The organism is Streptomyces sp. SUK 48, assembly GCF_009650765.1.
Taxonomy (GTDB): domain Bacteria; phylum Actinomycetota; class Actinomycetes; order Streptomycetales; family Streptomycetaceae; genus Streptomyces.
Window position 1 is genome coordinate 1909170 of record NZ_CP045740.1, and the last position, 23854, is coordinate 1933023.

The window sequence follows — 23854 nt, forward strand, 5'->3', positions numbered from 1 at the left end:
GAACCGGCCGGGGCGGCCCCTCCGCGGCGGTCACGCCCAGCGGCCCTGCTTGGCCTGCATCGCGGCCCGGCCTTCGGCGCCCCTGCGTTTGAAGTCGCGGCGGATCTCGGCGCGCAGGCGGGCGTCGGTCTTGGCCACGATCCACTGGTTCTCGCGGAGCAGCTTGCGGTAGCTCTCCAGACGGCGGACGGGCAGGTCCCCGCCGTCCACCGCGGAGCGCACCGCGCAGCCCGGTTCGCTCTCGTGGGCGCAGTCGTGGAAGCGGCACCGCTCGGCCAGTTCCTCGATCTCGGCGAACACCTGCCCGACCCCGCTCCCGGCGTCGTACAGGCCGACCCCGCGCAGCCCCGGGGTGTCGATCAGGACCCCGCCGCCGGGCAGGGCGAGCAGGTTGCGGGTGGTCGTGGTGTGCCGCCCCTTGCCGTCGACGTCCCGGGCGGCCCGCACGTCCATGACGTCCGCGCCGATCAGCGCGTTGGCCAGGGTGGACTTGCCCGCGCCGGACTGGCCGAGCAGCACCGAGGTGCCGTCGCCGACGAGGGCGCGCAGGACGTCGAGCCCGTCGCCGGAGTGCGCGCTGACGCCGAGCACGGGCACACCGGGCGCGGTGTTCTCGACGTCCTGCACGAGGTGGGCCAGGGTGACCGGGTCGGTCACCAGATCGGCCTTGGTGAGCACGACCACGGGCTGCGCCCCGGACTCCCACGCGAGGGCGAGGAAGCGTTCGACCCGGCCGAGGTCGAGCTCGACGGCGAGGGAGACGGCGACGACGGCGTGCTCGACGTTGGCCGCGAGGATCTGTCCGTCGGACCGCTTGGAGGAGGTGGACCGCACGAAGGCGGTGCGGCGCGGCAGATACGCCCGGACGTACCGGGGGTTGCCGCCCGCCTCGACGGCGACCCAGTCGCCGGTGCAGACGACCCGCAGGGGGTCGTGGGGGGTGACGAACGCGGTGTCGGCGCGGACGGTGCCGCCGGCGGTGACCACGTCGCACTGGCCGCGGTCGACCCGCACCACCCGGCCGGGCAGCAGCCCTTCGGCGGCGTACAGCGCGAACGCGTCGGCCCAGTCGTCGTCCCAGCCGTAGGGGGCCAGGGCGGAGTACACAGCGGAGCTGGAAGTCAAGGGAGACCCTTCACAGGGGTGGCCCCGGACGGGAGCGGTCGTCTGCGACGCGCTCGGGTCAGCCGGTGGCCACGGAGGTGGACTTGATGAACCTCTGGATGCGGGCAGCGCCCGTCGCAGCGACAGTCATCGGTCGACACCTCCTCTTCCGTAAGCGATCGTCCGGGGCGGCCGGCGGCCGCCTCACGACGTGGTCCTCACCCTAGGAGGGCACGGCCACGCGTGCCACCGAATTAACGCGGCCCCGGCTCGACGTGGTCCCGGCAGGTGCGCGACAGCGGGGCGAGCGCGGGGGCTTCGGGGCCCAGGTCGGCGAGGGCGCGCAGCGCGGCGAGTTCAGGGAGGAAGGGCAGGGTCCCCGCGCCAGCCGGGTACACGGCGCCGCCCAGGTGGTGGATCGCGACGTCCAGATCGTCCAGGCCGTCCAGGCGTTCCGCCCGCTCGGGGTCGGACGTCGGCGGCGGACCCGTACGCGTGCGCGAGGTCCGCCCGGGGGACGCTGCCGAGGCCGTCCAGGGGCACCGGATCGGCTATCACCGATTCTCCTTCGCGGCTCTTGATTGACAACGCTGTCGTCCGCCATCCTGTAACGCGAATTTGAACGTTCGGTTTCGCCGACGAGTCCGTGAGTATGCCACGGCGGCAGCCACCTCCCATCATCACTGATCATGATCGATACCAGTGCGAATTGCGTCTTGGACGGTCGGGGCGCCGGTGCTGGACTTGACGCGTGACGGACCGATGCGCGAGGAACAGCCCCCACTGTGACGGTATATAGAAAGTAAATTTCTTCGACTAATGCGGCGTGATGCGGGAGTGGCCTTCACCCACCAGCCCCACCTTGCACTTCCCGCGCCGAAACCGCTAGCATCCATTCCGCCTTCAGGGGCTGCGGCTAGCGAAGTGACTACGCATTGGCCGCGCCCCGAGTAATTCCGGGTACGTATTTATACGCACCTGTCGAAGCATCAACAAGGGCAGCATCAATAGGGGCGACGGGGGACGGGGGAAATCGCCACCATGTGTCAGTTATCTGTTGACACCGATTTTTCGCTGCGGTGCACGATAAGAGCCACCATTCTCGCCCTCCCGGCCGCCACCTCGGACAGTCAACGGAGGAGACATGGTCACCAATCTCGATGTGACGCTGCGCGACGGGGGATACCGCAACAACTTCGGCTTCACGCTCGAATACGCCCTGGAACACGCCCGGGAGAGCGTCGCGGCCGGTATCGAATGGGTTGAGATCGGCTACCGCAAGGGGTCCTTCCAGCCCAAGGCCGACCTGGGCCTGACCGGCATGGGCGCCGACGCCTACATACGCGCCATGGCCGAGGTCATACCGCCCGAGCGGATCTGCATGATCCTGCACCCGAAGAACATCGAGGACGACGACCTCACCCAGATGTTCGAGGCCGGCGTACGGCTCGTACGGTTCTGCCTGCCGTCCACGACGCCCGAGCCCGGGCTCGCCGTGCTCCGCAAGGCCGCGGACCTCGGCTTCACCACCACCGTGAACATCACCCGCGTCAGCCAGCTCGACCGGCGGCGGCTCGTGGAACTCTCGGCGATGTCCGAGGACTCGGGCGCGGACGTGATCTACCTGGCCGACTCCAACGGCAGCCTGCTGCCGGACGAGGTCTCCCGCCTGGTCACCCTGGTGCGCTCGGTGACCCGCGCCGAGATCGGCCTGCACGCGCACAACAACCTGGGCCTCGCGCTCGCCAACTCCATCGCGGCGGTCGACGCCGGCGCCACCTGGATCGACTCCTCGGTCCTCGGCATGGGCAAGGGCCCCGGCAACCTGATCACCGAGCAGTGGCTGGCCTATCTGGGCCGCGCCGGGCGCGCCGACCGGTACGACCTCGGGCGCATCCTCACCCTCGCGCACCGCATGGAGTCCGAGATAGCCGAGGCGAGACCCTCGCTGCCGCTGCCCGACCTGGTCCTCGGCCACTTCGACCTCTCCGTCGAAGAGCGCGCCAAGCTGCCCGCGGACCACATGGGCGCCGCCTTCAGCGCCGCGCGCGAGCTGACCAGCCCGGTGGTCGCGGCATGACCTCGCCCACCACGACGTCCCTGCGGGCCCCGGTCGCCGTACGCCTGGGCGAGGCGGGCGCGCCGCGCACCGCCTGTGTGCTCGCGCCCGTCATGGCCCGCTGGGACCGGGGAGCCTTCTTCGAGCCGGTCGCCGAGGCGCTGGTGACGACCGGTCACCGGGTGACGGTGTACGACACCCTGTCGCTGCTGCGCGACGGGGACGACCTCGCGGCCCTCGCCGACCGGTGGGCGGGGGTCCTGCGCGCCGAGGAGCCCGACGTCCTGGTGGGCAACGCCCTGGGCGGCGCCGTCGTCCAGTATCTGCTCGACCGGCCCTGGACACACCGGGCCGATGTCGTCCTGCTGTCCTCCCCCACGGTCGCCGACGGGGTGCTCGACGCGACCCTGGAGCGCATCGCGGCGGCCGTGGCCGAGCGGGGTACGGCCGCCGCGCTCGACCTGCTGCACGAGGTGGTCCGCGGCCCGGCGGACCCCGCGCCCGTCCCGGCCCCGGCCGGCTCGCGGGACACATCGGACAGCGCACCGGACATCGCCGACGACCCGCTCCACGGCTGGCGCCTGGCCACCGGCCTGCGCCTGCTGCACCGCGCCGATGCCCGCAGCCGCGTCGAGGCGTTTCCCGGCAGACTGCTGCACGTGTACGGCACCGAGTCGAATCTCGTGGGCGAGCAGCACCTCGCAACCGGCCCCGGGCACCGCGGCGTCGGCATTCCGGGGGCGGGCATGCGCCCCCACGCCGACCAGCCGGAGGCCACCCGGCGGGCCGTCGCCGCGTTCCTGGCACCACAGCAAACGAAGAGGATCCATGACCAGTAAGACCGTCGCAGTACTTCCCGGCGATGGCATCGGCCCCGAGGTACTCGATGCGGCCCTCCCGGTGATCGACGCCCTCGGGCTGCCCCTCACCCTCGAACACGGCGACATCGGCTGGGAGTTCTGGCGCACCGAGGGCACCCCGGTGCCGCAGCGCACCTGGGACCTGATCGGCCGCAGCGACGCGGTGCTGCTCGGCGCCACCACCAGCAAGCCGGGCCGCGAGGCCCTGGCCGACCTGGAGCCGCACCTGCGCGAGCGGGCCCCGCAGTACGTGTCCCCGATCATCCAACTGCGCCAGCGTCTCGACCTGTTCGCCAACCTCCGGCCGGTCGAGAGCTACCTGGGCGGCACCCCGTACCGCTTCTGCGTGGTGCGCGAGAACACCGAGGGCCTCTACGCGGGCCTCGACTGGGACCGGGTGCCCGAGGAGATGTGGCCGCTCGTCGCGGACCACCCCAACGCGCGGATCAGCGGCCGCGAGGCCACCACCGCGAGCGTGCGCATGCTCACCCGGCACGGCCTCGACCGCATCCTGCGCTACGCCTTCGAGCACGCCCGCGCCCACGGGCACCCCCGGGTCACCCTCGCCGACAAGCCGAACGTCCTGCGGCAGAGCAGCGCGTACGCCCGCGAGCGCCTGGAAGAGATCGCCGCGGACTACCCGGAGATCGAGTACGAGATCCTCAACGTGGACGCCGTCGCGCTGTGGATGGCGCGCCGCCCGGAGCGCTTCGGCGTCATCGTCGCCGAGAACATGTTCGGCGACATCCTGTCCGACCTCGGCGGCGGGGTGATGGGCGGCCTCGGTCTCGCGCCCAGCGCCAACATCGGGGAGAACGGCAACTACTTCGAGCCGGTGCACGGCAGCGCCCCCGCCCTCGCCGGGACCGGCCGGGCCAACCCGCTCGCCGCCTTCCTCACGGTCGGGCTGCTCCTCGAACACCTCGGCTTCGGCGAGGCCGCGGGCCAGGTGCGCGAGGCGGTCTCGCATGTGACGCGCCGCCGGGACCGGGTGACGTACGACCTGGGCGGTACGGCGACCACCACCGAGTGCGCCGCGTCCGTGCTGGACGCCTGCCGTGCCGTGCCGCGCGTCCACACCGCGGCCGTCGTCACCGTCGGGGACGAGCTGCTGCGGGCGGTCCTGGAGGACAGCAACGCGGGCGAGGCGTCCCGCAGGCTGGCCGCCCGCGCCGTACCGGTCCGGGTCCGGCACACCGTCGGCGACGACGAGGCGGCGATCGCGGACGCCGTGCGCTCCTCCATCGGCCGCGACGACGTGATCGTGGTGATGGGCGGCCTCGGCCCCACCTCGGACGACGTGACCCGGGTCGGGGTGGCCCGCGCGGTCGGCCGCCCGCTGGAGCACCGCGAGGAGGCGTGGCAGGGCGTCGTCGAGCGGCTGACCCGCTTCGGCGTCTCGGTGCACGAGGACAACCGCCGCCAGGCGCAGTTCCCCGAGGGCGCCGAACTGCTGCCCAACACCAACGGCACCGCCTGGGGCTGCCGCCTCGACGTGCAGGGCACCACCGTGGTGATGCTCCCCGGCCCGCCGCGCGAGTGCCTGCCGATGCTCGACGGCTTCCTGCGCGAGGGCCTCGCCCACCTGCCCGAACCGGAGCCCGTCGTCACGGTGTTCCGCCGTACCCTCGGGGTCATCGAGGCCGACGCGGCCGCCGCGGTGGACGCCCTGGTCCAGGACCTGGGACTGCGGGTCAAGCCCGCCTACCGCTGGCACTACCCCTATGTGGACGTACGGATCGACTGCCCGCCGGAGAGCGCGGCGGAGCTGGCGAAGCGGCTGGACGACGCGCTCGGCGCGTACGTCGTCACCAGCAGGGAGCGCACCGCCGTCCAGGAACTCGCCGAGCTGCTGGACGCACGCGGACTGGCGCTGGCGGCCGACGACCGGGTCACCGACGGCGCCTTCGCGGCCGAACTGGCCGCCGAGCGGCGGCCGGCCGAGGGCCAGGAGCCGTCCGGCCGGGTGTCCGTGACGCTGGACGCGGCCTGGGACGGCGGCGGTCCGCACGACCACACCGGCACCGTCCGCCTGCTGTGCACGCTGCACGACGGGGCGCGGGAGCGCACCGGAGAGCTGACCGTCCCCAACCGGGGCCCCGAAGTCCTCGGGTACGCCGGTCAGTTCGCCGCCTGGACCATCGCCCGTCAGCTCGTGGAGGAGACCGCATGACCACCGTATCCGCCGACCCGCTGCTCGACAGTGAGCTGAGCGCGCGCCTGGCGCGGCTGGACACGGCCGCTCTCGCCGACGCGCTGGACAGCCTGCGGGCCGCGCCGTTCGTGCTGCCGGGCATCGCCGCCCGCACATCCGGCGCCGTGGCCTTCGGACCCGCGTTCACCCTGCGCTACCGGCCCGTCGAGGAGGACGGCGCGTTCCACAACGCCGCCAACTACATCGACGACGTGCCGCCCGGCTCGGTGGTGGTCGCGGACAACGGCGGCACCGGCGCCTGCACCAACTGGGGTTCCCTGCTCACCTCGGTGGCGCTGCGCCGGGGCATCGCGGGCACCGTCGTGCACGGTGCCGTGCGTGACGTACGGGAGACCCGCGAGTCCGGGTACCCGCTGTTCAGCACCGCCGTCACCATGGTCAGCGGCAAGAACCGGGTGGTGCTCGACCGCACCGGCGTCGACCTGGACATCGACGGCACCGTGGTCCGCCCCGGCGACCTGGTGTTCGCGGACGACAACGGGGCCCTGCGCATCCCCGCCGACCTGGTCGCCGAGGTCGTCCGGCGCGCCGAGGCGGTCGAGCGGACCGAGCGGCGCATCCGGGAGGCCGCGGCGGACGGCACCCGGCTGGACGAGGCGCGGGCCCGCTACGGCTACGCGCGCCCCTGGGAGGACGAGGGCCGTGACGACGACTGAACCGAGGACCGCGGCCGACGCCGGACAGGCGGCGTTCGTGGACGTCCACTACCACGTCGGCCCGGACGCCTACGTGCGGCGGCACACCGCCACCACGGCCGGTGAGCAGTACGCCCGGCTCGGCGGCTGGGTGGTGCTGAAGAACCACCTGGGCTCCACCGCGGCCCAGGCGTGGGAGGCCCGTCAGCAGGGCCTGCCCGTCTCCGGCTCGATCGTGCTCAACGACATCGCGGGCGGCCTGGACACCCGGGCCGTGGAGCAGGCCGTCGTGCAGCACGGGGAGGACAGCGGGCTGCGCCTGATCGTCCATCTGCCGACGGTGACCGGGCGGACCCACACGAGCCGGCTGTCCCGTACCCCGGCGCATCCGCTGCTGGCCCGGGACGGGCTGCGGCCGCTCACCGTCACGGACGGGGACGGCGCCCTGCGGCCCGAGGTGCGGGAGATCCTGCGCATGGCCCGGGACCTGCCGGTCGTGATCTCCACCGGCCATGCCGACGGACGCGAGGTGGCCCTGCTGGTCGAGGAGGCGGTGCGGCTCGACGTACCGCGGGTGATGCTCAATCAGCCGGCGAACCCGATGACCGGTCTGAGCTGTGCCGATCTGCTGGACATCGCGTCGGCGGAACAGGTGTACGCGGAGCAGACCGCGCTGACGTACCTGCTGGGCTACCAGGACTGGGACGACTTCGCCGCCGTCCTCGCCAAGGTGCCGCGCGCGCTCTACAGCTCCGATCTGGGGCAGACCTCCCAGATGGACATCGGGGAGTGGACGACGCAGAGCCGGGACTGGTTCGCCAAGGCCGGTCTCGACGAGGGCCGGATCACGGAGGTCGTACGGGACGCGCCGCTGAGGATGCTCAGCCTGTAGGGCGGCCGGGACGACCGGAAGTCAGCGCCCCGGGAGGGACCGGAGTACGGGTCCCTCCCGGGGCGCTGTGCGTGGAGCGGGCCGCGTCAGGCGGCGCCCATCGTCTTCCGGCGGACCCGGGCCGCCGTCTCGGTGAGCAGTTCCAGGCGCATCGGGTCGGCGTTCTCCGGCAGCGCGAGGAACATCCGCATGGTGATGGGCTCCCCGTCCAGCGGGAGCAGCGCGATCCGGCGCGAGGAGACGGTGTCGGCCGCCGTCGGGTACATCAGGGTCCAGCCGTCGCCGCTCGCGCCGATCTCGGCGAGGGTGTCCTGGAATCCCGTGAAGGGCGCGCCGAAGGTGGGTTCGAAACCGGCCTTGCGGCACGCGGCGACGACGGCGTCGTGGAGCGCCGGGTTCTCGCCGCGCGAGGCGATCCGCAGGGGAATCCCCGCCAGATCGGCGAGGTTCAGGCCGGCGCGGCCGGACAGCGGGTGCGCGGCGGGCAGCGCGGCCACCAGCGGGTCGTACCAGAGGGTGAGCAGCCGCAGGCCGGGGGCGCTCTCGACGCCCCGGACGAAGGCGGCGTCCAGCCGGCCGGCCCGTACCTCCTCCAGGCGGTGGTGGGCGCCGAGGGTCTGGAACTCGAAGCGGGTGCCGGTCCCGGAGTCGGGCAGCGCGTCCAGGAAGTCGTCCAGGCGCTCGCCCAGGGCGGAGCTGATCCCGACGCGGAAGGTGGCGTCCTTCTGGGCGGCCAGCCGCTGGGCCTTGGCGGCGAAGGAGTCCAGCGCCTTGAGCAGTTGGCGGCCCTCGGGCAGCAGGGCCTGTCCGGCCGCGGTGAGCGTGACCGTGCGGCTGGAGCGGTCGAAGAGCTGGGTGCGCAGTTCCCGTTCCAGCCGGCGCACCTGCTGGCTGACGGCGGGCTGGCCGATGTGCAGCCGCTGGGCCGCCCTGCCGAAATGCAGTTCCTCCGCGACGGCGACGAAGTACTGGATCTGGCGCAATTCCACAGGACCCCCCAATCCTCGACGGGCGGCCCTGTGATCAGAACTCGGATCACCTATGTTGATGAATAGATCAATACAGATTTCGGGGTCGCCGCAGAGGAATCCTCGCACACCTGACCGCGGCACCCGTACGCGCGTCGGCGTCGTACGGGTGCCGCTGTCGTCGCTCCTACGGCCCCGGGTGGCCTTATTCCATGGCGGCTTCCTGAAGGTCCGCGGCCGGGCGGTCGGCCGGGTGCTCCCCGCCGCCCTGCACCGGCGCGGGCGCGGCCGCCGCCGTCGCACGGGAGGCGAGCGACAGGAAGAAGGCGAAGGCGCAGATGCCGAGCACCGCGGCGGTCAGCACGAACCAGCCGAGGGCGAACAGGTCACCGGCGGGCAGCCGGCTGGACAGGTAGATGCCCAGCGAGGCGGACAGCAGCTGGAGCGCGCCCATCAGGCCGGACGCCGAACCGGCGGTGGAGCGGAACGTGGTCACGCCCGCGCTCATCGACAGCGGCAGCAGGAAGCCGTTGCCGAACGTCATCACCGGCATGAAGACGAGCACCAGCAGACCCCAGCGGCCGCCGGCCCCGCTGAGCCCGAGGCCGAGCATCATCAGCGCGCCGACGAGGAAGAAGCCGTGGCCCATCCAGAGCAGCCGGTTGACGGACCGGGTGCGGACCAGGGCACGGGAGGTGAGGTTGCCCGCGACGTAGGCGAGCGAGACGGTGATGTAGCAGTAGCTGGTGGTCTCGGTGGCCAGCCGCATCTTCTCGAAGACCAGCGGGGAGGCCGCCAGGTAGCCGAAGTAACCGCCGTACGCCACGCACAGGTTGACGGTGTAGGCCCAGAACAGCGGGCGGGACAGCAGCTTCGGGTAGCCCTTGAGGGTGGCGCCGAGGTGCTTGCTGCGGCGCTCCGGCGGCAGGCTCTCGGGGATCGCGGTGATCATGGCGACCAGGGTCACCAGGCCGATCACGGCGGTGACCACGAACGGCGCGCGCCAGGAGACGTAGGTCGTCAGATAGCCGCCGATCAGCGGGGCGACGGACGGGGAGACACCGACGATCGGCATGACCGTGGCGAACATCCGGGCCGCGTCCTTCTCCTCGTACAGGTCGCTGATCACGGCCCGGCCGAGCACCATGCCCGAGCCCGCGCCGAGCGCCTGGAGGAGCCGGCTCGCGCCGAACACCTCGACCGTGGGCGCCGCGGCGCACACCAGGGAGGCGAGGACGAACAGGCCGAGCCCGGAGACGATGACGCGCTTACGGCCGTAGGCGTCGGATATGGGCCCGTAGACCGCCTGCGAGACCGCGATGCCGATCATGAAGGCGCTGAACGTCCACTGCACCGACGCGACCGGGGTGTGGAAGGCGTGCGCGGTGGCCGGCACGCCGGGCAGGTTGATGTCGGAGGCGAACAGGCCGCCCGCGTTCAGCGAGGACAGGACGGCGAGCAGCAGCGCGTAGGGGGTGCGTGTGGATGCGGACTTCATGGCTCGTGGCAACTTCCTTGGTCACCGAAAAGGGAAGCCGTTCCCGGGCGTAACGGGGGTGATGCGCCCGGGAACGGCGGTTCGGGTGGCGGCCCGTGGACTCAGCGCTTGGCGGCGCGGGCGGCCAGCGTCTCGCCGGCGATGGACCAGCTGTCGGTGCCGATCTCCTGCACGGTCACCCAGACGCTCTCCGGCTTGCTGCCGGTGGCCTTGACGTAGGCGTCGGTCAGCTCGCGGACCAGCTCGGCCTTCTGCTCGGCGGTCTTGCCGGGGGTCTGCTGCACGTGGATGAGAGGCATTGCGTTCTCCTGGATCGAGGTCGCGCCGATGGCGCACGGTCCGCGGCCGGTTCGGCCGGGATCCGCCGTGGACCCAGTCCAGCACCGGACCGGGGGCCGGCCAAGACGCAATCCGCTCTGAGAACGATCACGACTCGTGATACGACCTGGTGAGACGGCCGTACGACGGCTCGTCAGGTAGAGACCAGTTGCCCTGGGGGGGTGAGAGGCCCTAGGCGCAGGGCCGGCCGTCGAGGGTGAAGGCGGCCGGGGCGCGGTCGGCGTTCGTCCAGGTGCCGGTGAAGCCGAAGGACACGGCGGTGCGGGCCGGGGCGGCCCGGTCGTAGTCGGCGGCGGTGGCCGTGACCCGGGCGCCGTCCTGCCGGACGGTGGCGTCCCAGACCCGGCCGATCTTCTGGCCGTCCGGGAACGTCCAGTCGACCCGCCACCCGTCGAGGGCCCGCTCGCCGGTGACGGTGACGGTGGCCTGGAAGCCGCCGGACCACTGGCTGACCCGGTCGTAGACGACCCGGCAGGGCGACGGCCGACCGGCCGGCGGGGCCGGGACGCTCACCGGGCCGTGGACCAGGGAGGAGAGGCCCCTGGGCGGGGCGTCGGGGCCGGGCCCGGGCTTCGTACGGCCGGGGTCCCGGCCGCCCTGGCCGTCGGGTACCCGGGCGGCGGCGGACGGGGTCCCGGTGGTCCCCTTCGGCCCGTGCACCGGCTCACGCTCGGGCATCGGGGCCGAGGCCGGTGTCCGGGCCGGTGTCGGCGCCGGGGTGGAGCCCGCGGGGGTGGGGCGGGCGCCGGTACGGCCGCTGCCCCGGGCGGTGCCATGGCCGGACGCGCCGCCGCCGTCGGGTGCCGCGCTGTCGTCGCGGGTGGCGGCGGTGTCGTCCCGGGCGGTGAAGGAGTCCGCGCCCGAACCGCCGGGCGCCATCAGCGAGGCGCCCAGCGCCATCGCCGACAGCAGCAGGGCGGTGGCGAACATCCCGCCCCCGTGCAGCAGCCGCCGGAGCCCGGCACGCTCCTCGGGTTCACCCCTCGGGGGCTCCCCGGCCCGGCCGGTCCCGAGCCGCGCCTCGGCGGACCGGCGGCGCCGCTCCAGATAGTCCAGCCCGCCCCAGCCCAGCACCCCGCCCGCCAGTACGGCGGCCAGCCCGGCGCCCTCCGGCTCCGGGGCCTCGCCCCGGGCGCGCCGCCAGCGCTCCCGGAACAGCGCCCGGACCCGGTCGAGTTCGGTCCGGGCGGTGGCCGGGTCCAGCCCGAGCCGGTGTGCCGCCGCGGGCAGCGGCAGGGCCTCCACCTCGGCCAGCCACAGCAGCGCCGCGTCCGTCCCGCCGAGGTCGCGCAGGGCCCGCAGCGCCGGTGGATGGGCGCGGGGCGAGCCGGTGAGGCGGGACGCCTCGGGCGAGGTCAGCCACTGGGGAAGGCCGGGGGCGAGCAGCCGGCCCCGGCCCGCGGCCGACCAGGCGGCGGCCGTGGCGCGGACGGCGGTGAGCAGGGCCGGGATCGTGGGCAGCCGCGCCGGGCTGCGGCCCGCGCCGCGCACATGGGTACGGCCGGCCGCGCGGACCTCGCGCATGCCGAGGGTGAACGCCTCGGTGGCCAGCCGGTGGGCGGTGGCGGCACCGGAGGCGCACAGGGCGGCGTACGCGAGCACCGCGTCCCAGGACTCCGAGAACAGCGCGGCCTCGGCGTCGTCCTGAGGGGTCGGCAGGTCGGGCATGGAACTCCTGCATCACGGGCGAGGGCAACTCACCACAGGGACGACGGAGTTGGCATAAACCTCGCGGAACCGAGCCTTTCACGGGCCCGGCCCCGCTGACAAGCGGCACGTGCGCGAGCGGTCACGCACGGTGGCGGTTCAGGCCGTGGCCGACTCCTCCGCGACCGGGTCCCGCGCGGGCAGGCTGTCCATGAAGGAGCTGACCGAGAAGACCGCGCGGCCGGGTCCGGGCGGGCCGTAGCCGGGCGGGGAGGACAGCCCGAAGTCCTCCATCGTCTGCCGGTACGCCTGGAGCAGCCGGATGTGGTACTCCAGCGGCGCGCCCTGCGGGTTGGCCTTGCCGAGCGGGGTGGTCGGCTCCGGGCACCAGGTGGTGAAGCGGGGCGTGATGCCGTGCGACATGAAGAAGCGCAGGCCCTCGGTGGTGGACGCGATCGCCTCGTCGACGGTGGTGAAGCCGAAGGGCTCCGCCATCTCCACGCCCGCCACGAAGTTGGGGATCACATTGCGCGCGCCGAAGATCTCGGCGGAGTCCAGAATCCGCTTGTGCCACTCGTCGCGGCCTACGTAGCGCTCCTTGCCGGGGCAGTACAGCTCGAACAGCCGGCGGTCCCACACCTCGAAGTTGGGGTGGTAGATCTGCACGCCGTAGTCCTTGAACCGCTGCACGTCGTCCTTGGGCAGCGCCTGGGCGACGACCTTGCCGATCCAGCGGCCCGGGAAGCGCTCCTCGATGGCCTTGGCGTAGTGGCCGTAGAAGTCGGCCTCGTCGCGCCCGGCGACCGTCTTGGTGATGGCGCCGCCGGTGAGCGTGTAGGCGGTGGACGCCTTCTGGGTGTCGTACCGGTCGATGATCTCCAGGGCTTCCAGGACCTCTTCCACGTCCTTGACGCCCGTGTACGGCCGCCCCGCCGCCTTGTGCTGGCGCCAGTTGTGGTTGATGTCGCAGTACTGGCACTCCTCCTTGGCGCCGAAGTACTGGCAGACCCGGAAGACGGTCAGATAGATCAGGTAGCCCCACTGGATGGTGGGCGCGACCTCCATCACGGACTTCCCGTTGGAGAGGGTGTGCCGGTAGTACTCCGGCATCGGCGGCACCCCGACGTCGGCGATGCGCTTGCCGTCGAGGTAGAGGCCGAGCACCCCCTGGTCGTCGGCGGCGACCCGGTAGGGGGAGGCGGGGTTCACCCGTACGGAGACAACCGTACGGCGCAGGTCGTACGGCCCGCCGGTGAGGATGATCTCCTCCGGGGGCCGGCGCAGCGCGGCCTCGCCCAGCTCGGGCAGGGTGCCGTGGTCGAAGGAGAAGATGAAGTAGGACTTCGGCTTGACGTCCCCGCCCTCGTTGTCGCTCAGGGCGGATCTGTCGAAGGCGACACCGCCGCGGAGCAGGTCCTCCTTGAAGACGGCTTCCCGCGGCACGTGCGGGAAGCGCTCCATCAGATCCTCGACCAGTGCGGTGCGAGTGCCCATCCGTATGTCTCCTCCCGGCTCAGGCGTACCGCCCCACCGTATGCCCCCGGCCCGGGCGGATCGGTGCCGGGTCCCGCGGGCGCGTCCGGGAGGGGTTCCCTCGCGGTCCGGGGTCAGGCCATCCGGTCCAGCGTGTCCGGGTCGACGGCGTGGCGCAGTGCCTCGCCGGCCGCCAGCCGCGCGGCCTCCTCGACCACCACCCGGCCGAGCCGGGCCACCTCGTTGCCCTGGGAGCCGGCCAGGTGCGGGGTGACGAAGGCGCCCGGCAGGTCGTACAGCGGGGAGCCGGCGGGCAGCGGTTCGGGGTCGGTGACGTCGAGGACGGCGCGCAGGCGCCCGGTGCGCACCTCGGCGGCCAGCGCGTCATGGTCGACGAGGGAGCCGCGCGCGGTGTTGAGGAGCACCGCCCCGGTGGGCATCAGGGCCAGCTCGCGGGCGCCGATCAGGTGCCGGGTCGCGGGGGTGGCGGGGGCGTGCAGGGTGACGATGTCGCTGGTGCGCAGCAGGTCGTCCAGCGGCAGCAGCGGCACCCCGAGGCGCCCGGCCCCGGCGGCGTCCACGGTGGGGTCGGCGAGGGCGACGGCGAGGTCGTGCGGGCGCAGCAGCGCGATCAGCCGGCGGCCGATGCGGGAGGCTCCGACGACGCCCACGCGGCGGCCGTGGTTGCCGAGGCCGGGGAGGATCGCGCCGCGGGGGAAGCCCCGGCGCTCGCGCAGCTCCTCGCGCAGCGCGAAGACGTCCTTGCCGGTGAGCAGGATCATGGCGAGGGCGTACTCGGCGACGGGCAGCGCGTTGGCGTCGGCGGCCGAGGAGACGAGGATGCCGCGCCGCCACACCTCGGCGGTGGTGAACCCCTTGACCGACCCGGCCGCGTGCAGCACGGCGCGCAGCTTCGGGGCGCCGTCCAGGGCGGCCGCGTCCAGGCGGGGGCAGCCCCAGCCGGTGACGAGGACCTCGGCGCGGGCGAGGGCGTCGCGGACCCGGGGCGCGGTGAAGTCGTGGGCCACCAGGGCGGGATCGAGGTCCAGATGGGCGCGCAGACGGGCGAGGAGGCCGGGCGGGAAGACGTACGGCACGTTTTCGGCCGCCATCGCGAGCACGGCCGGCGGGCGCTCGGGCAAGGACGGACCCTCCGGGCTCGGTGCGGCAGGGGCGCCACGGGCGCCAGGCGGTCTCTACCGTAGGCCGCGGCACAGAAGCGGGGCAACGGACCCGCCGCCCCGGCGAGAGGATCGGCAGCATGAGGGAGACGGTCACCAACTGGGCCCGCACCATCGCCTACGACGCGAAGGAGTACCGGCGTCCCGCCTCGCCGGACGCGCTGCGCGCCCTGGTGTCCGGTGCGGCGAAGGTGCGGGTCCTGGGCAGCGGGCACTCCTTCAACCGGGTCGCCGACCCCGGCCCGGACGGGGTGCTGCTGTCGGTGGCGGGGCTGGCGCCGGTGATCGAGGTGGACACGGCGGCGCGCACGGTCCGGGTCGCGGGCGGGGTGCGCTACGCCGAGCTGGCCCGCGCGGTGCACGCCCGGGGTCTCGCCCTGCCGAACATGGCCTCGCTGCCGCACATCTCGGTGGCCGGTTCGGTGGCGACCGGCACCCATGGCTCGGGCCTGGCCAACCCGCCGCTGGCCTCGGCGGTGCGGGAGGTGGAGCTGGTGGTCGCGGACGGTACGACGGTGACGATCGCCCGGGGCGACGCCCGGTTCGACGGCGCCGTGACCTCGCTGGGCGCGCTGGGCGTGGTCACCGCGCTCACCCTCGACCTCGAAACGGCGTTCGAGGTGGAGCAGCGGGTGTACACCGAACTGCCGCTTGAGGGACTGGAGTTCGAGACGATCGCCGGTTGCGCGTACAGCGTCAGCCTGTTCACGGACTGGCGGGAGCCGGGCTTCCGGCAGGTGTGGGTCAAACGGCGCACCGACCAGCCCGAGGTGGACTTCCCCTGGGCGCGGCCGGCGGCACGGGCGATGCATCCGGTGCCGGGGATGCCCGCCGTCAACTGCACCGGGCAGCTGGGCCTCGCCGGGCCGTGGCACGAGCGACTGCCGCATTTCCGAGCGGAGTTCACGCCGAGCAGCGGGGCGGAGATCCAGTCGGAGTACCTGGTGCCGCGCGCGGCGGCCGTCGACGCGCTGAACGCGGTCGACGGGATACGGGCGAGCGTCGCGGGGGTGCTCCAGACCTGCGAGGTGCGCACGGTCGCCGCCGATCCGCAGTGGCTCAGCCCGGCGTACGCGCGGGACTCGGCGGCGCTGCACTTCACCTGGGTGCGGGACGAGGCGGCCGTGCTGCCTGTGGTGCGCGCGCTGGAGGAGGCGCTGGAGCCGTTCGAGCCGCGTCCGCACTGGGGGAAGCTGTCCGGCATTCCGGCGGCGGTGGTGCGGGGGCGGTACGCGCGCCTCGGCGATTTCCGGTCGCTCGTCCGGTCGCTGGACCCGACGGGCAAGTTCACCAACGCGTTCGTCGCGGATGTCCTGGGCGACGGCGAGGACGTCCCGGGCGGCTGTGCCGATGTCCTGGACGGCCGTGCCGACGCCCTGGACGGCTGACGGTGCGCCCTTGTCGGGGGCCCGGCGCCGCGCCTAGGGTCTTTCGTTTGGATCAGGCCGGATCAGGGAGCGGGGTCCGGTGCCGTGCGTCGCAAGGCGGAGGAGGGCGACATGGCGGAGCCATGGCAACCGACGACAACGCCGCGAGGTGCGGTGCCAGGGCCCGCGAGCCCGGCATGATCCACACGAGAGGCCCTGGCCTCGCGTGAGCATCCCTCCCGCCCGACCCCGCCCTTTCCGTCGTGTGTGGCACCGGATCGGAGACCGATGTCCGTCGCCCCCTCCCCCGACAACGCCGACACCACCGACGTCGACACCGACACCGAGTACGTCGAGGATGTGTCTCCCGGTTCCGGGGCGCTGCCGCCTCGCGCCTGGTATGCGTCCTCCGACGCCACGTCCCTCTCCCTGAACGGCTCCTGGCGCTTCAGGCTGTCGCCGACGGCGGAGGCCGGGTCCTTCGCGCGGGAGGGGTACGACGCCGGCGGCTGGGCCGAGCTCGCGGTCCCCGGCCACTGGGTCCTCCAGGGCCACGGCTCCCCGGTGTACACCAACCACCGCTATCCGTTCCCGGTCGATCCGCCGCGCGTGCCGGCCGAGAATCCGACCGGCGACCATCTGCGGTACTTCGACCTCCCGGCCAACTGGCCGGACGGCGCGGGCGACGGGGCGGTGCTGCGGTTCGACGGGGTGGAGTCCTGCGCCCGGGTGTGGCTGAACGGCACGGAGCTGGGCACCTTCAAGGGGTCGCGGCTGGCCCATGAGTTCGCGGTCGGGCCGCTGTTGCGGGCCGCCGGCAATGTGCTCGCCGTACGGGTGCACCAGTGGTCGGCCGGGTCCTATCTGGAGGACCAGGACCAGTGGTGGCTGCCCGGCATCTTCCGCGATGTCACCCTGCTGCACCGTCCGGCCGACGGCGTCGGGGACTTCTTCGTGCACGCGTCCTACGACCACCGCACCGGCACCGGCACCCTGCGCGTCGACTCGGACGTCGAGGGCCGGGTCACGGTCGCGGACCTCGGCATCGACGTCCCGGCCGGCGAGCCGGTCACGGTCGCGGTGCGGCCCTGGTCGGCGGAGGAACCCCGGCTGTATGACGGAGTGCTGGCCACCGGCGGTGAACGGGTGCCACTGCGGATCGGTTTCCGCACGGTGGAGGTGGCGGACGGGCTGCTTCGGGTCAACGGGCGGCCGGTGCTGTTCAGGGGCGTCAACCGCCACGAGTGGCATCCGGAGCGGGGCCGCGCGCTGGACCCCGGGACCATGCGCGCGGACGTGCTGCTGATGAAGCGGCACAACATCAACGCCGTGCGCACCTCCCACTATCCGCCGCATCCGGCGTTCCTCGACCTGTGCGACGAGTACGGCCTGTGGGTGATCGACGAGTGCGATCTGGAGACCCACGGCTTCACCGAGACGGGCTGGCGGGACAACCCCGTCGACGACGACCGCTGGACCCCGGCCCTGCTGGACCGGGCGGCCCGAATGGTCGAGCGGGACAAGAACCATCCGTCGGTCGTCCTGTGGTCGCTGGGCAACGAGGCCGGCACGGGCCGGGGCCTGACCGCGATGGCCGGATGGATGCGCGCCCGCGACCCCTCCCGCCCGCTGCACTACGAGGGCGACCGCGACTGCCGTGACACGGACGTGTATGCGCGGATGTACGCCGGGCACGCGGAGGTGGAGCGCATCGGCCGGCACCTGGACGGGGGCCCGCGGCACCGGCGTCAACTCCCCTTCCTCCTGTGCGAGTACGCCCATGCGATGGGCAACGGTCCCGGCGGACTCGCCGACTACCAGGGGCTGTTCGCGTCGTACGACCGTCTCCAGGGCGGCTTCGTCTGGGAGTGGATCGATCACGGCATCGCGCATCCGGAGCTGGGTTTCGCCTACGGCGGTGACTTCGGGGAGGAGCTGCACGACGGGAACTTCGTCTGCGACGGGCTGGTCTTCCCGGACCGGCGGCCCTCCCCCGGGCTGGTGGAGTACAAGAAGGTGCTGGAACCGGTCGGCCTCACCAACGACGGCGGGGACGGCACGGTGCGGGTGACCAACGGGTACGACGTCGCCGGTCTGTCGGCGCTCGCCCTCTCCTGGTCGTACCAGGTGGACGGGGAGACGCTGGCCTCCGGAGCGCTGCCGGTGCCCGATCTGGCGCCCGGTGAGTCGGCGGACGTCGCACTCCCCCCGCCCCCGGCCGGGGCGCCGAACGGAGAGGCGCACTGGCTGGTCAGGGCGGTGCTGGCGGCCGACGCGCCCTGGGCGGAGCGGGGGCATGTCGTCGCGTGGGGCCAGTTCCGGGCCGTGGAGCGCACACCCCCTCGGGTCCCGGCCACCGCCCGGCTCCGCTCCGCCGGAAAGGTGTTGCACCTGGGTCCCGGCAGCTTCGACGCGCGCACCGGGACTCTCACGGCGGTCGGCGACGTGCCCGTCACCGGCCTGCGGCTGGACGTGTGGCGGGCGCCCACCGACAACGACGAGGGCGCCGCCTGGCAGCACGACCCGCGCTGCGGACCGCTGTGGCGCCGGCTCGGCCTGCACCGGATGCGGCACCGGCTCGACGCGATGGAGGCGGGCGGCGACACGCTGACGGTCCGCACCCGAGTGGCCCCCGCCGGCACGGAATTGGGGCTGTCCACGGTGTACCGCTGGACGGCGGACGGTGACCGGCTGCGGCTGGCCGTGCGCGTCGTGCCGGAGGGCGACTGGACGCTGCCGCTGCCCCGGCTCGGCATCCGGTACGGACTGTGGGCGGCCTCCACCGACCGGGTGCGGTGGTTCGGCGGCGGCCCCGGGGAGGCGTACCCGGACACCAAGTCGGCCGCAATGCTGGGGCGTTGGGAGTCGACGGTCGAGGATCTCCAGACGCCGTACGTCCGTCCGCAGGAGAACGGCGCCCGGATCGACGTCCGCTGGGCCGAGCTGGGCGGGCTGCGCGTCGAGGGCGATCCCGTGTTCCTCCTGACGGCCCGCCGCTGGACCACGGAGCAACTGGACGCCGCCACCCACCGCACCGGTCTGGCGCCGGGCGACACGGTCTGGGTCACCCTGGACCACGCCCAGCACGGCATCGGCTCCCAGTCCTGCGGCCCCGGCCCGCTGCCGCGGTACCGACTGCGCGCGGAACCGGCGGAGTTCTCCTTCGTCTTCTCCCCCGGTCCGGGCGCCGGCTAATTCGGAGGCTCCGGGGCCGGACCGGCGCGTACTGTCGGCCGGTCAGGACGATCGGCGCCCGGCCCCCGGGTCCCGGGCGCCGGCCCCGGAGAGGATGAGCGATGACCGAGACGGCGGACGACGGCCGCGACCACTACGACGTCACGGGCGAGGGCCCCGTGCTGTTGCTGCTGCCGGGCGGCGCCGGGCATCCGATGGGGCTCGGGCCGCTGGTCGAGGCGCTGGCCACGCGGTTCACGGTGGTGACGTACGACCCGCTGGGGCTCGCCCATGGCCGGCTCGGCCTGCCGGTGCCGGAGCAGCGGGTGACGGACTGGAGCGAGGGGGCGCACCGGGTGCTGACGGCGGTCCTGCCCGAGGGCGAGCCGGCGTATGTGTTCGGGACCAGCTCGGGCGGTATCGCGGTGCTCGATCTGCTCGCCCGGCATCCGGAGCGGGTGGCGCACGCGGTCGCGCACGAGCCGCCGTGCGTGGCCGTGCTGCCGGACGGCGCCGAGCGGCGCGCCGAGCTGCTCGGACAGCTGGACGGTGGCGAACGGCCGCCCGCCGAGGGCGAGTCGGCGACCCCGATGGGGGTGTTCCTCGCCAGCGTGCTGCATCCGTTCACCGCGTACACGCCGGTGCCGCGACCGGAGTCGGCCGCTCGGCTCACGCTCGTCGCGGGTGCCGCGTCACGCGGTCAACTCCTCTACCGTACGACCGAGTTCACGGCCGGGCGGCTGGGCGCGGCGTTCACGGAGTTCCCCGGCGGGCATCTGGGCACGCTGGATCATCCGGTGGAGTTCGCCGGCCTGCTCGCCGGGACGCTGCGCTCCAGCGCGCACACCTCGTCGTAGGAGGGGGTCGTACCGCCCGGCGTCCGGCCGGCGGCGATGTCGGTCATGGCATCCAGTGCCGCGCCCAGCGCCCTGCGGTACAGCAGGGAGCCGAGGCTGATGCGGGCCACGCCCAGATCGGCGAGGCGGGGGACGGTGCATCCGGCGGGCGAGTGGAGGATGTTGAGGGGGACGCCGAGGCGCCGTACGAGCTCGGCGATGCGGGCCGGGTCGGTGAGGCCGGGCACGAACACCCCGTCGGCGCCCGCCTGTTGATAGGCGTCCAGGCGGCGCAGGGTGTCCTTCTCGTCGCCGTCCCCCGACCAGTACGTGTCGGTGCGGGCGTTGACGAACATCCCCGGCACGGCGGCCTTGACGGCGTGGATCTTCGCGGCGAGCAGCTCGCTCGCCCCGAGCCCGTCCTCCAGGTTGACGCCGACCGCGCCGGCCGCCCACAACTCCGCAGCCAGCCGGGCCACTTGTGCCGGGTCGTCGCCGAAGCCGCCCTCGGCGTCCACGGACAGGTGGTACGGCCCGGAACCGAGCGTCCGCGCGAGCCGCACCGTGTGCTCCCGGGTCGCCGCCGCCCCGTCGGGCAGCCCGGCGCCCGCCGCCACCGCGAGGCTCGACGTGGCGATCGCCGGGAAGCCCCGGGCGGCCAGGGCGGCGGCCGAGGCGTGGTCCCAGGCGTTGGGCAGCAGCAGCGGCTCGCCGGGGCGGTGCAGCGCGGCGAACGAGGTTTCCCGAAGGTCTGCGGTCATACGGTTACGCTAGCCCCGGGTCGGTTCGGCGCGGACCGAAACGTGTCCGGGGTCCCCGTGCCCTGCCCACCCCCTGGACACCACCCGCCGCTCCCCCTCCCGGTGGACTAGCGTCACCCGTATGACCGGCAACGCCTCCGCCCCCGCCCTCGCCACGGCCCTCGCCGCCGGGACGGTCGTCCTCGACGGCGGACTGTCCAACCAGCTGGAGTCCGCCGGGCACGACCTGAGCGACGCGCTGTGGTCCGCGCGGCTGCTCGCCGAACACCCGGAGGCGCTCGCCGAGGCCCATCTCGCCTACTACCTGGCGGGCGCGAGCGTGGCGATCACCGCCAGCTACCAGGCCACCTTCGAGGGCTTCGCCCGGCGCGGCATCGACCGTGCCGAGGCGGCCCGCCTGCTCGCGCTGAGCGTCCGGCTGGCCCGGCGGGCGGCCCGGCGCGCCCAGGACGCGGGCGTGGAGCGCCCGTTGTGGGTGGCCGCCTCGGCCGGGCCGTACGGCGCGATGCTCGCGGACGGCTCCGAGTACCGGGGCCGCTACGGGCTCGGCGTGGCCGACCTCGAGCGCTTCCACCGCCCTCGCCTCGAAGCACTGGCCGCCGCCGCGCCGGACGTCCTGGCCCTGGAGACCGTCCCCGACACCGACGAGGCCGCCGCGCTGCTGCGGGCGGTGCGCGGACTGGGGGTCCCGGCGTGGCTGTCGTACACGATCGACGGCCCCCGCACCCGGGCCGGCCAGCCCCTGGAAGAGGCGTTCGCGCTCGCGGCCGACGCGGACGAGATCATCGCGGTGGGCGTGAACTGCTGCGCCCCGAAGGACGCGGCCCCCGCCGTCGAACTCGCCGCCCGTGTCACCGGCAAACCGGTCGTGGTCTATCCCAACAGCGGTGAGTCCTGGCAGTCGGCCACCCACACCTGGACCGGCCCCGCCACCTTCACACCCGCCCAGGTCACCTCCTGGCACGGCGGCGGCGCCCGTCTGATCGGCGGCTGCTGCCGGGTGGGCCCGGAGAGCATCGCCTCGATCGCGCGGACGCTGGGGGCGCAGACGCTCTGACCGGTCGCTCCCGGTTGCCCCCGGCGTCCCGGGCTCAGCGCCGCCGTGCCCCCACCGACCGGCGCAGCCGGCGCATGGCGGAGGCCAGTTCGGCGCCGGGCGCGCGGGGGACGGAGGTGGGGCGGCGGGGCGGCGGGGGGTGGGGGGCGGTGGACCAGAGGGCGTACTCGGCGTCGCGGGGGCCGTGGGCGGTGTACGCCTCGCCGTCACCGAAGACGCGGACGGGGTGGGCGGGGCTCCAGGACTCCCAGCCGGGGTCGCCGGTGGCCGCGAAGCGCACCCAGGCGCCGTGCATCTCGTCGCACAGCGCGTGCGGGGCGCCCTCGCCGGCCAGTTTCTGGGACTCCGGGAGGTCGCCGGAGTCGAACACGAAGCCGAGCTCCAGGGCGTGGCAGGCGCGCAGCTCGGGGCGCAGGGAGGGCCAGGCGAACTCGTAGAGGTGGCTGGTGGCGGGGCGGGCGTCGGCGAGGCGGTGCAGCGGGACGCGCAGGATGTGGTCGGTGACCATCTGGCCGACGATCTCGGCGGCGCCCGCGTCCGGGTGCAGGGCGCGGTAGCCGCGCGGTATCTCGTGGCTCGCGTGGCAGCGGGCCATGGCGCCCGCGACGGCGACCGCCCCGAGCCGGTCGATGTGCTCCAGCAGTCCCCGGGCACCAGCCACAGCCGGTACTCGTCCCGGGTCCAGCCCATCAGCAGGTCCACGTCCCGTGCGGTGTCGCCGTCGATCAGCGCCTCCAGCGGGTCGCGGGGCACCAGGTCGCCGTCCACGACGATGCCGAACGCCGGTCCGCCGAGCACCGGAGTGGAGAGCCGGCCCGCCTCGGCCTGGGTGCGCAGCAGGAGTTCGCGGTCGACGGCGGCGAAGGCGGCGGCGGTCGCCGGGATCTTCAGCCGGGCGGCCATCCGGCGCACCATCCGCCGTACCTTGTCCCTCTCGAAGACCTCGGGCGGGCCGCTCTGCAGCACCGCGCGCCGGATCAGGCCGGCGGTGTGCGGCGAGGCGAGCAGGACGCCCGCGCTGATCGCGCCGGCCGACTGGCCGCCCAGGGTGATCCGGTCGGGGTCGCCGCCGAACGCCGCGATGCTCTCGTGCACCCAGCGCAGCGCGGCGAGCTGGTCGCGCAGGCCGGGGTTGGGCGGCGCGTCCGGGAACAGTCCGTAGCCCTCGATGCCCAGCCGGTAGTTGACCGAGACGCAGACGACGCCGTCGCGGGCGAAGGTACGGCCGTCGTAGACCGGGACGGCCGAGGAACCCCTGGTCAGGGCGCCGCCGTGCAGCCACACCAGGACGGGCAGCCGGGCGCCGGGGGCCGGGTCGGGCGTCCAGACGTTCAGGTTGAGGCAGTCGTCGCCGGGGATCGAGGGGTCGGAGAGGTACTGGGCGAACGCCTCGGAGTACGGCGGTTTCGGCGCGGTCGGGCCGAAGCCGGCCGTGTCCCGTATCCCGTCCCAGGGCTCGGGTGGCTCGGGGGGCCGGAAGCGGCGGGGGCCGACGGGCGGGGCGGCGTACGGGATGCCCCGGAACACGGCGACGCCGTGCTCGCGGCGGCCGCGGACGGCACCGTGGGGCGTGCGGACCACCGGGTCCGCCGGGTCTGCCGTCATCACCCACCAGCCCTTCGCCGTCATGCACCTTTCATTTCCAGAGCACCACAGGGGCCCGGTGTATTCCGGTGCACAGACCTCCGGCTGGGCCGTTCGGCGTAACGGGCCGCCCTCCGCGCGCCGGACGCGGGGCGACGGGCGCGGGGCGACGGCGACGGGTGCGGGGCGACAGCGACGGGTGCG

18 protein-coding genes and 1 pseudogene are annotated in these 23854 nt (G+C 73.8%); 9 read left to right on the forward strand and 10 right to left on the reverse strand.

Annotated features, from left to right (window positions below; all coding sequences use genetic code 11):
• Positions 1–30: 30 nt before the first annotated feature.
• Both rsgA and GHR20_RS08035 read right to left on the reverse strand, forming a co-directional pair.
• A complete protein-coding gene (gene rsgA / locus GHR20_RS08030; RefSeq protein WP_153812769.1) occupies positions 31–1125 on the reverse strand; it encodes a ribosome small subunit-dependent GTPase A in 1095 nt (364 codons plus the stop codon).
• Positions 1126–1358: 233 nt separating this feature from the next.
• Positions 1359–1502 carry a hypothetical protein gene (locus GHR20_RS08035; RefSeq protein ID WP_153812770.1) on the reverse strand — a complete coding sequence of 48 codons (144 nt, stop codon included), beginning with the start codon at positions 1500–1502 and terminating at the stop codon, positions 1359–1361.
• 746 nt (positions 1503–2248) lie between these two features.
• On the opposite strand from GHR20_RS08035, the gene GHR20_RS08040 reads away from it, so the two are divergent.
• The 5 genes from GHR20_RS08040 to GHR20_RS08060 are packed head-to-tail and all read left to right on the forward strand — an operon-like array spanning position 2249 to position 7765.
• The gene (locus GHR20_RS08040) at positions 2249–3184 is read left to right on the forward strand and encodes a 3-hydroxy-3-methylglutaryl-CoA lyase (protein WP_153812771.1); all 936 of its coding nucleotides are present in this window, start codon (positions 2249–2251) and stop codon (positions 3182–3184) included.
• A complete protein-coding gene (locus GHR20_RS08045) occupies positions 3181–4002 on the forward strand; it encodes an alpha/beta hydrolase (RefSeq protein ID WP_153812772.1) in 822 nt (273 codons plus the stop codon). Before GHR20_RS08040 ends, GHR20_RS08045 begins: the two co-directional genes overlap by 4 nt.
• On the forward strand, positions 3992–6196 hold the full coding sequence (locus GHR20_RS08050) for an isocitrate/isopropylmalate family dehydrogenase (RefSeq protein ID WP_148023081.1): 2205 nt from the start codon (positions 3992–3994) through the stop codon (positions 6194–6196). Before GHR20_RS08045 ends, GHR20_RS08050 begins: the two co-directional genes overlap by 11 nt.
• On the forward strand, positions 6193–6894 hold the full coding sequence (locus GHR20_RS08055) for an RraA family protein (protein ID WP_153812773.1): 702 nt from the start codon (positions 6193–6195) through the stop codon (positions 6892–6894). Before GHR20_RS08050 ends, GHR20_RS08055 begins: the two co-directional genes overlap by 4 nt.
• Complete coding sequence (locus GHR20_RS08060) at positions 6881–7765, forward strand: DUF6282 family protein (RefSeq protein ID WP_111581097.1); 885 nt, start codon at positions 6881–6883, stop codon at positions 7763–7765. The genes GHR20_RS08055 and GHR20_RS08060 overlap by 14 nt, the downstream gene beginning before the upstream one ends.
• Positions 7766–7851: 86 nt before the next feature.
• Here the strand turns inward: GHR20_RS08060 and GHR20_RS08065 are convergent, their stop codons facing one another.
• The 6 genes from GHR20_RS08065 to GHR20_RS08090 form a co-directional block, all read right to left on the reverse strand.
• Positions 7852–8754 carry a LysR family transcriptional regulator gene (locus GHR20_RS08065; protein WP_148023079.1) on the reverse strand — a complete coding sequence of 301 codons (903 nt, stop codon included), beginning with the start codon at positions 8752–8754 and terminating at the stop codon, positions 7852–7854.
• Between the two features lie 184 nt (positions 8755–8938).
• Entirely contained in the window at positions 8939–10231 is a 1293-nt protein-coding gene (locus tag GHR20_RS08070; protein WP_111581095.1) for a multidrug effflux MFS transporter, read from the reverse strand.
• Positions 10232–10332: 101 nt separating this feature from the next.
• Positions 10333–10530: a 4-oxalocrotonate tautomerase family protein gene (locus tag GHR20_RS08075; RefSeq protein WP_031050342.1), complete on the reverse strand. Its 198-nt coding sequence runs from the start codon at positions 10528–10530 to the stop codon at positions 10333–10335.
• A gap of 211 nt (positions 10531–10741) precedes the next feature.
• The gene (locus GHR20_RS08080; RefSeq protein WP_153812775.1) at positions 10742–12238 is read right to left on the reverse strand and encodes a cellulose-binding domain-containing protein; all 1497 of its coding nucleotides are present in this window, start codon (positions 12236–12238) and stop codon (positions 10742–10744) included.
• Positions 12239–12376: 138 nt separating this feature from the next.
• Positions 12377–13711: a radical SAM protein gene (locus GHR20_RS08085; RefSeq protein ID WP_148023077.1), complete on the reverse strand. Its 1335-nt coding sequence runs from the start codon at positions 13709–13711 to the stop codon at positions 12377–12379.
• Between the two features lie 113 nt (positions 13712–13824).
• Positions 13825–14832, reverse strand: a complete 1008-nt coding sequence (locus tag GHR20_RS08090; protein WP_153812776.1) for a hydroxyacid dehydrogenase — start codon at positions 14830–14832, stop codon at positions 13825–13827.
• A 119-nt stretch (positions 14833–14951) separates the two neighbouring features.
• Between GHR20_RS08090 and GHR20_RS08095 the strand changes: the two genes are divergently transcribed.
• The 3 genes from GHR20_RS08095 (at position 14952) to GHR20_RS08105 (ending at position 20269) form a co-directional block, all read left to right on the forward strand.
• Positions 14952–16259: an FAD-binding protein gene (locus GHR20_RS08095; protein ID WP_153812777.1), complete on the forward strand. Its 1308-nt coding sequence runs from the start codon at positions 14952–14954 to the stop codon at positions 16257–16259.
• A gap of 267 nt (positions 16260–16526) precedes the next feature.
• The gene (locus tag GHR20_RS08100; protein ID WP_153812778.1) at positions 16527–19433 is read left to right on the forward strand and encodes a glycoside hydrolase family 2 TIM barrel-domain containing protein; all 2907 of its coding nucleotides are present in this window, start codon (positions 16527–16529) and stop codon (positions 19431–19433) included.
• Positions 19434–19534: 101 nt separating this feature from the next.
• A complete protein-coding gene (locus GHR20_RS08105; RefSeq protein WP_153812779.1) occupies positions 19535–20269 on the forward strand; it encodes an alpha/beta hydrolase in 735 nt (244 codons plus the stop codon).
• Here GHR20_RS08105 and GHR20_RS08110 read toward each other — a convergent pair.
• Positions 20203–21009 carry an isocitrate lyase/phosphoenolpyruvate mutase family protein gene (locus tag GHR20_RS08110; protein WP_153812780.1) on the reverse strand — a complete coding sequence of 269 codons (807 nt, stop codon included), beginning with the start codon at positions 21007–21009 and terminating at the stop codon, positions 20203–20205. The two genes, GHR20_RS08105 and GHR20_RS08110, sit on opposite strands and share 67 nt — an antisense overlap.
• Before the next feature lie 121 nt (positions 21010–21130).
• Between GHR20_RS08110 and mmuM the strand changes: the two genes are divergently transcribed.
• The gene (mmuM, locus tag GHR20_RS08115) at positions 21131–22066 is read left to right on the forward strand and encodes a homocysteine S-methyltransferase (protein WP_153812781.1); all 936 of its coding nucleotides are present in this window, start codon (positions 21131–21133) and stop codon (positions 22064–22066) included.
• Between the two features lie 34 nt (positions 22067–22100).
• Here mmuM and GHR20_RS08120 read toward each other — a convergent pair.
• Positions 22101–23671, reverse strand: a pseudogene (locus GHR20_RS08120) (carboxylesterase family protein).
• Positions 23672–23854: the final 183 nt, after the last annotated feature.

What these genes read in the sequence shown, in the direction of transcription:
- GHR20_RS08040 (WP_153812771.1), top strand. Translation starts at nt 2,249, where the DNA reads ATGGTCACCAATCTCGATGTGACGCTGCGCGACGGGGGATACCGCAAC.
- GHR20_RS08045 (WP_153812772.1), top strand. Translation starts at nt 3,181, where the DNA reads ATGACCTCGCCCACCACGACGTCCCTGCGGGCCCCGGTCGCCGTACGC.
- GHR20_RS08050 (WP_148023081.1), top strand. Translation starts at nt 3,992, where the DNA reads ATGACCAGTAAGACCGTCGCAGTACTTCCCGGCGATGGCATCGGCCCC.
- GHR20_RS08055 (WP_153812773.1), top strand. Translation starts at nt 6,193, where the DNA reads ATGACCACCGTATCCGCCGACCCGCTGCTCGACAGTGAGCTGAGCGCG.
- GHR20_RS08070 (WP_111581095.1), bottom strand. Translation starts at nt 10,231, where the DNA reads ATGAAGTCCGCATCCACACGCACCCCCTACGCGCTGCTGCTCGCCGTC.
- GHR20_RS08075 (WP_031050342.1), bottom strand. Translation starts at nt 10,530, where the DNA reads ATGCCTCTCATCCACGTGCAGCAGACCCCCGGCAAGACCGCCGAGCAG.
- GHR20_RS08080 (WP_153812775.1), bottom strand. Translation starts at nt 12,238, where the DNA reads ATGCCCGACCTGCCGACCCCTCAGGACGACGCCGAGGCCGCGCTGTTC.
- GHR20_RS08085 (WP_148023077.1), bottom strand. Translation starts at nt 13,711, where the DNA reads ATGGGCACTCGCACCGCACTGGTCGAGGATCTGATGGAGCGCTTCCCG.
- GHR20_RS08095 (WP_153812777.1), top strand. Translation starts at nt 14,952, where the DNA reads ATGAGGGAGACGGTCACCAACTGGGCCCGCACCATCGCCTACGACGCG.
- GHR20_RS08100 (WP_153812778.1), top strand. Translation starts at nt 16,527, where the DNA reads ATGTCCGTCGCCCCCTCCCCCGACAACGCCGACACCACCGACGTCGAC.
- GHR20_RS08105 (WP_153812779.1), top strand. Translation starts at nt 19,535, where the DNA reads ATGACCGAGACGGCGGACGACGGCCGCGACCACTACGACGTCACGGGC.
- GHR20_RS08110 (WP_153812780.1), bottom strand. Translation starts at nt 21,009, where the DNA reads ATGACCGCAGACCTTCGGGAAACCTCGTTCGCCGCGCTGCACCGCCCC.
- mmuM (WP_153812781.1), top strand. Translation starts at nt 21,131, where the DNA reads ATGACCGGCAACGCCTCCGCCCCCGCCCTCGCCACGGCCCTCGCCGCC.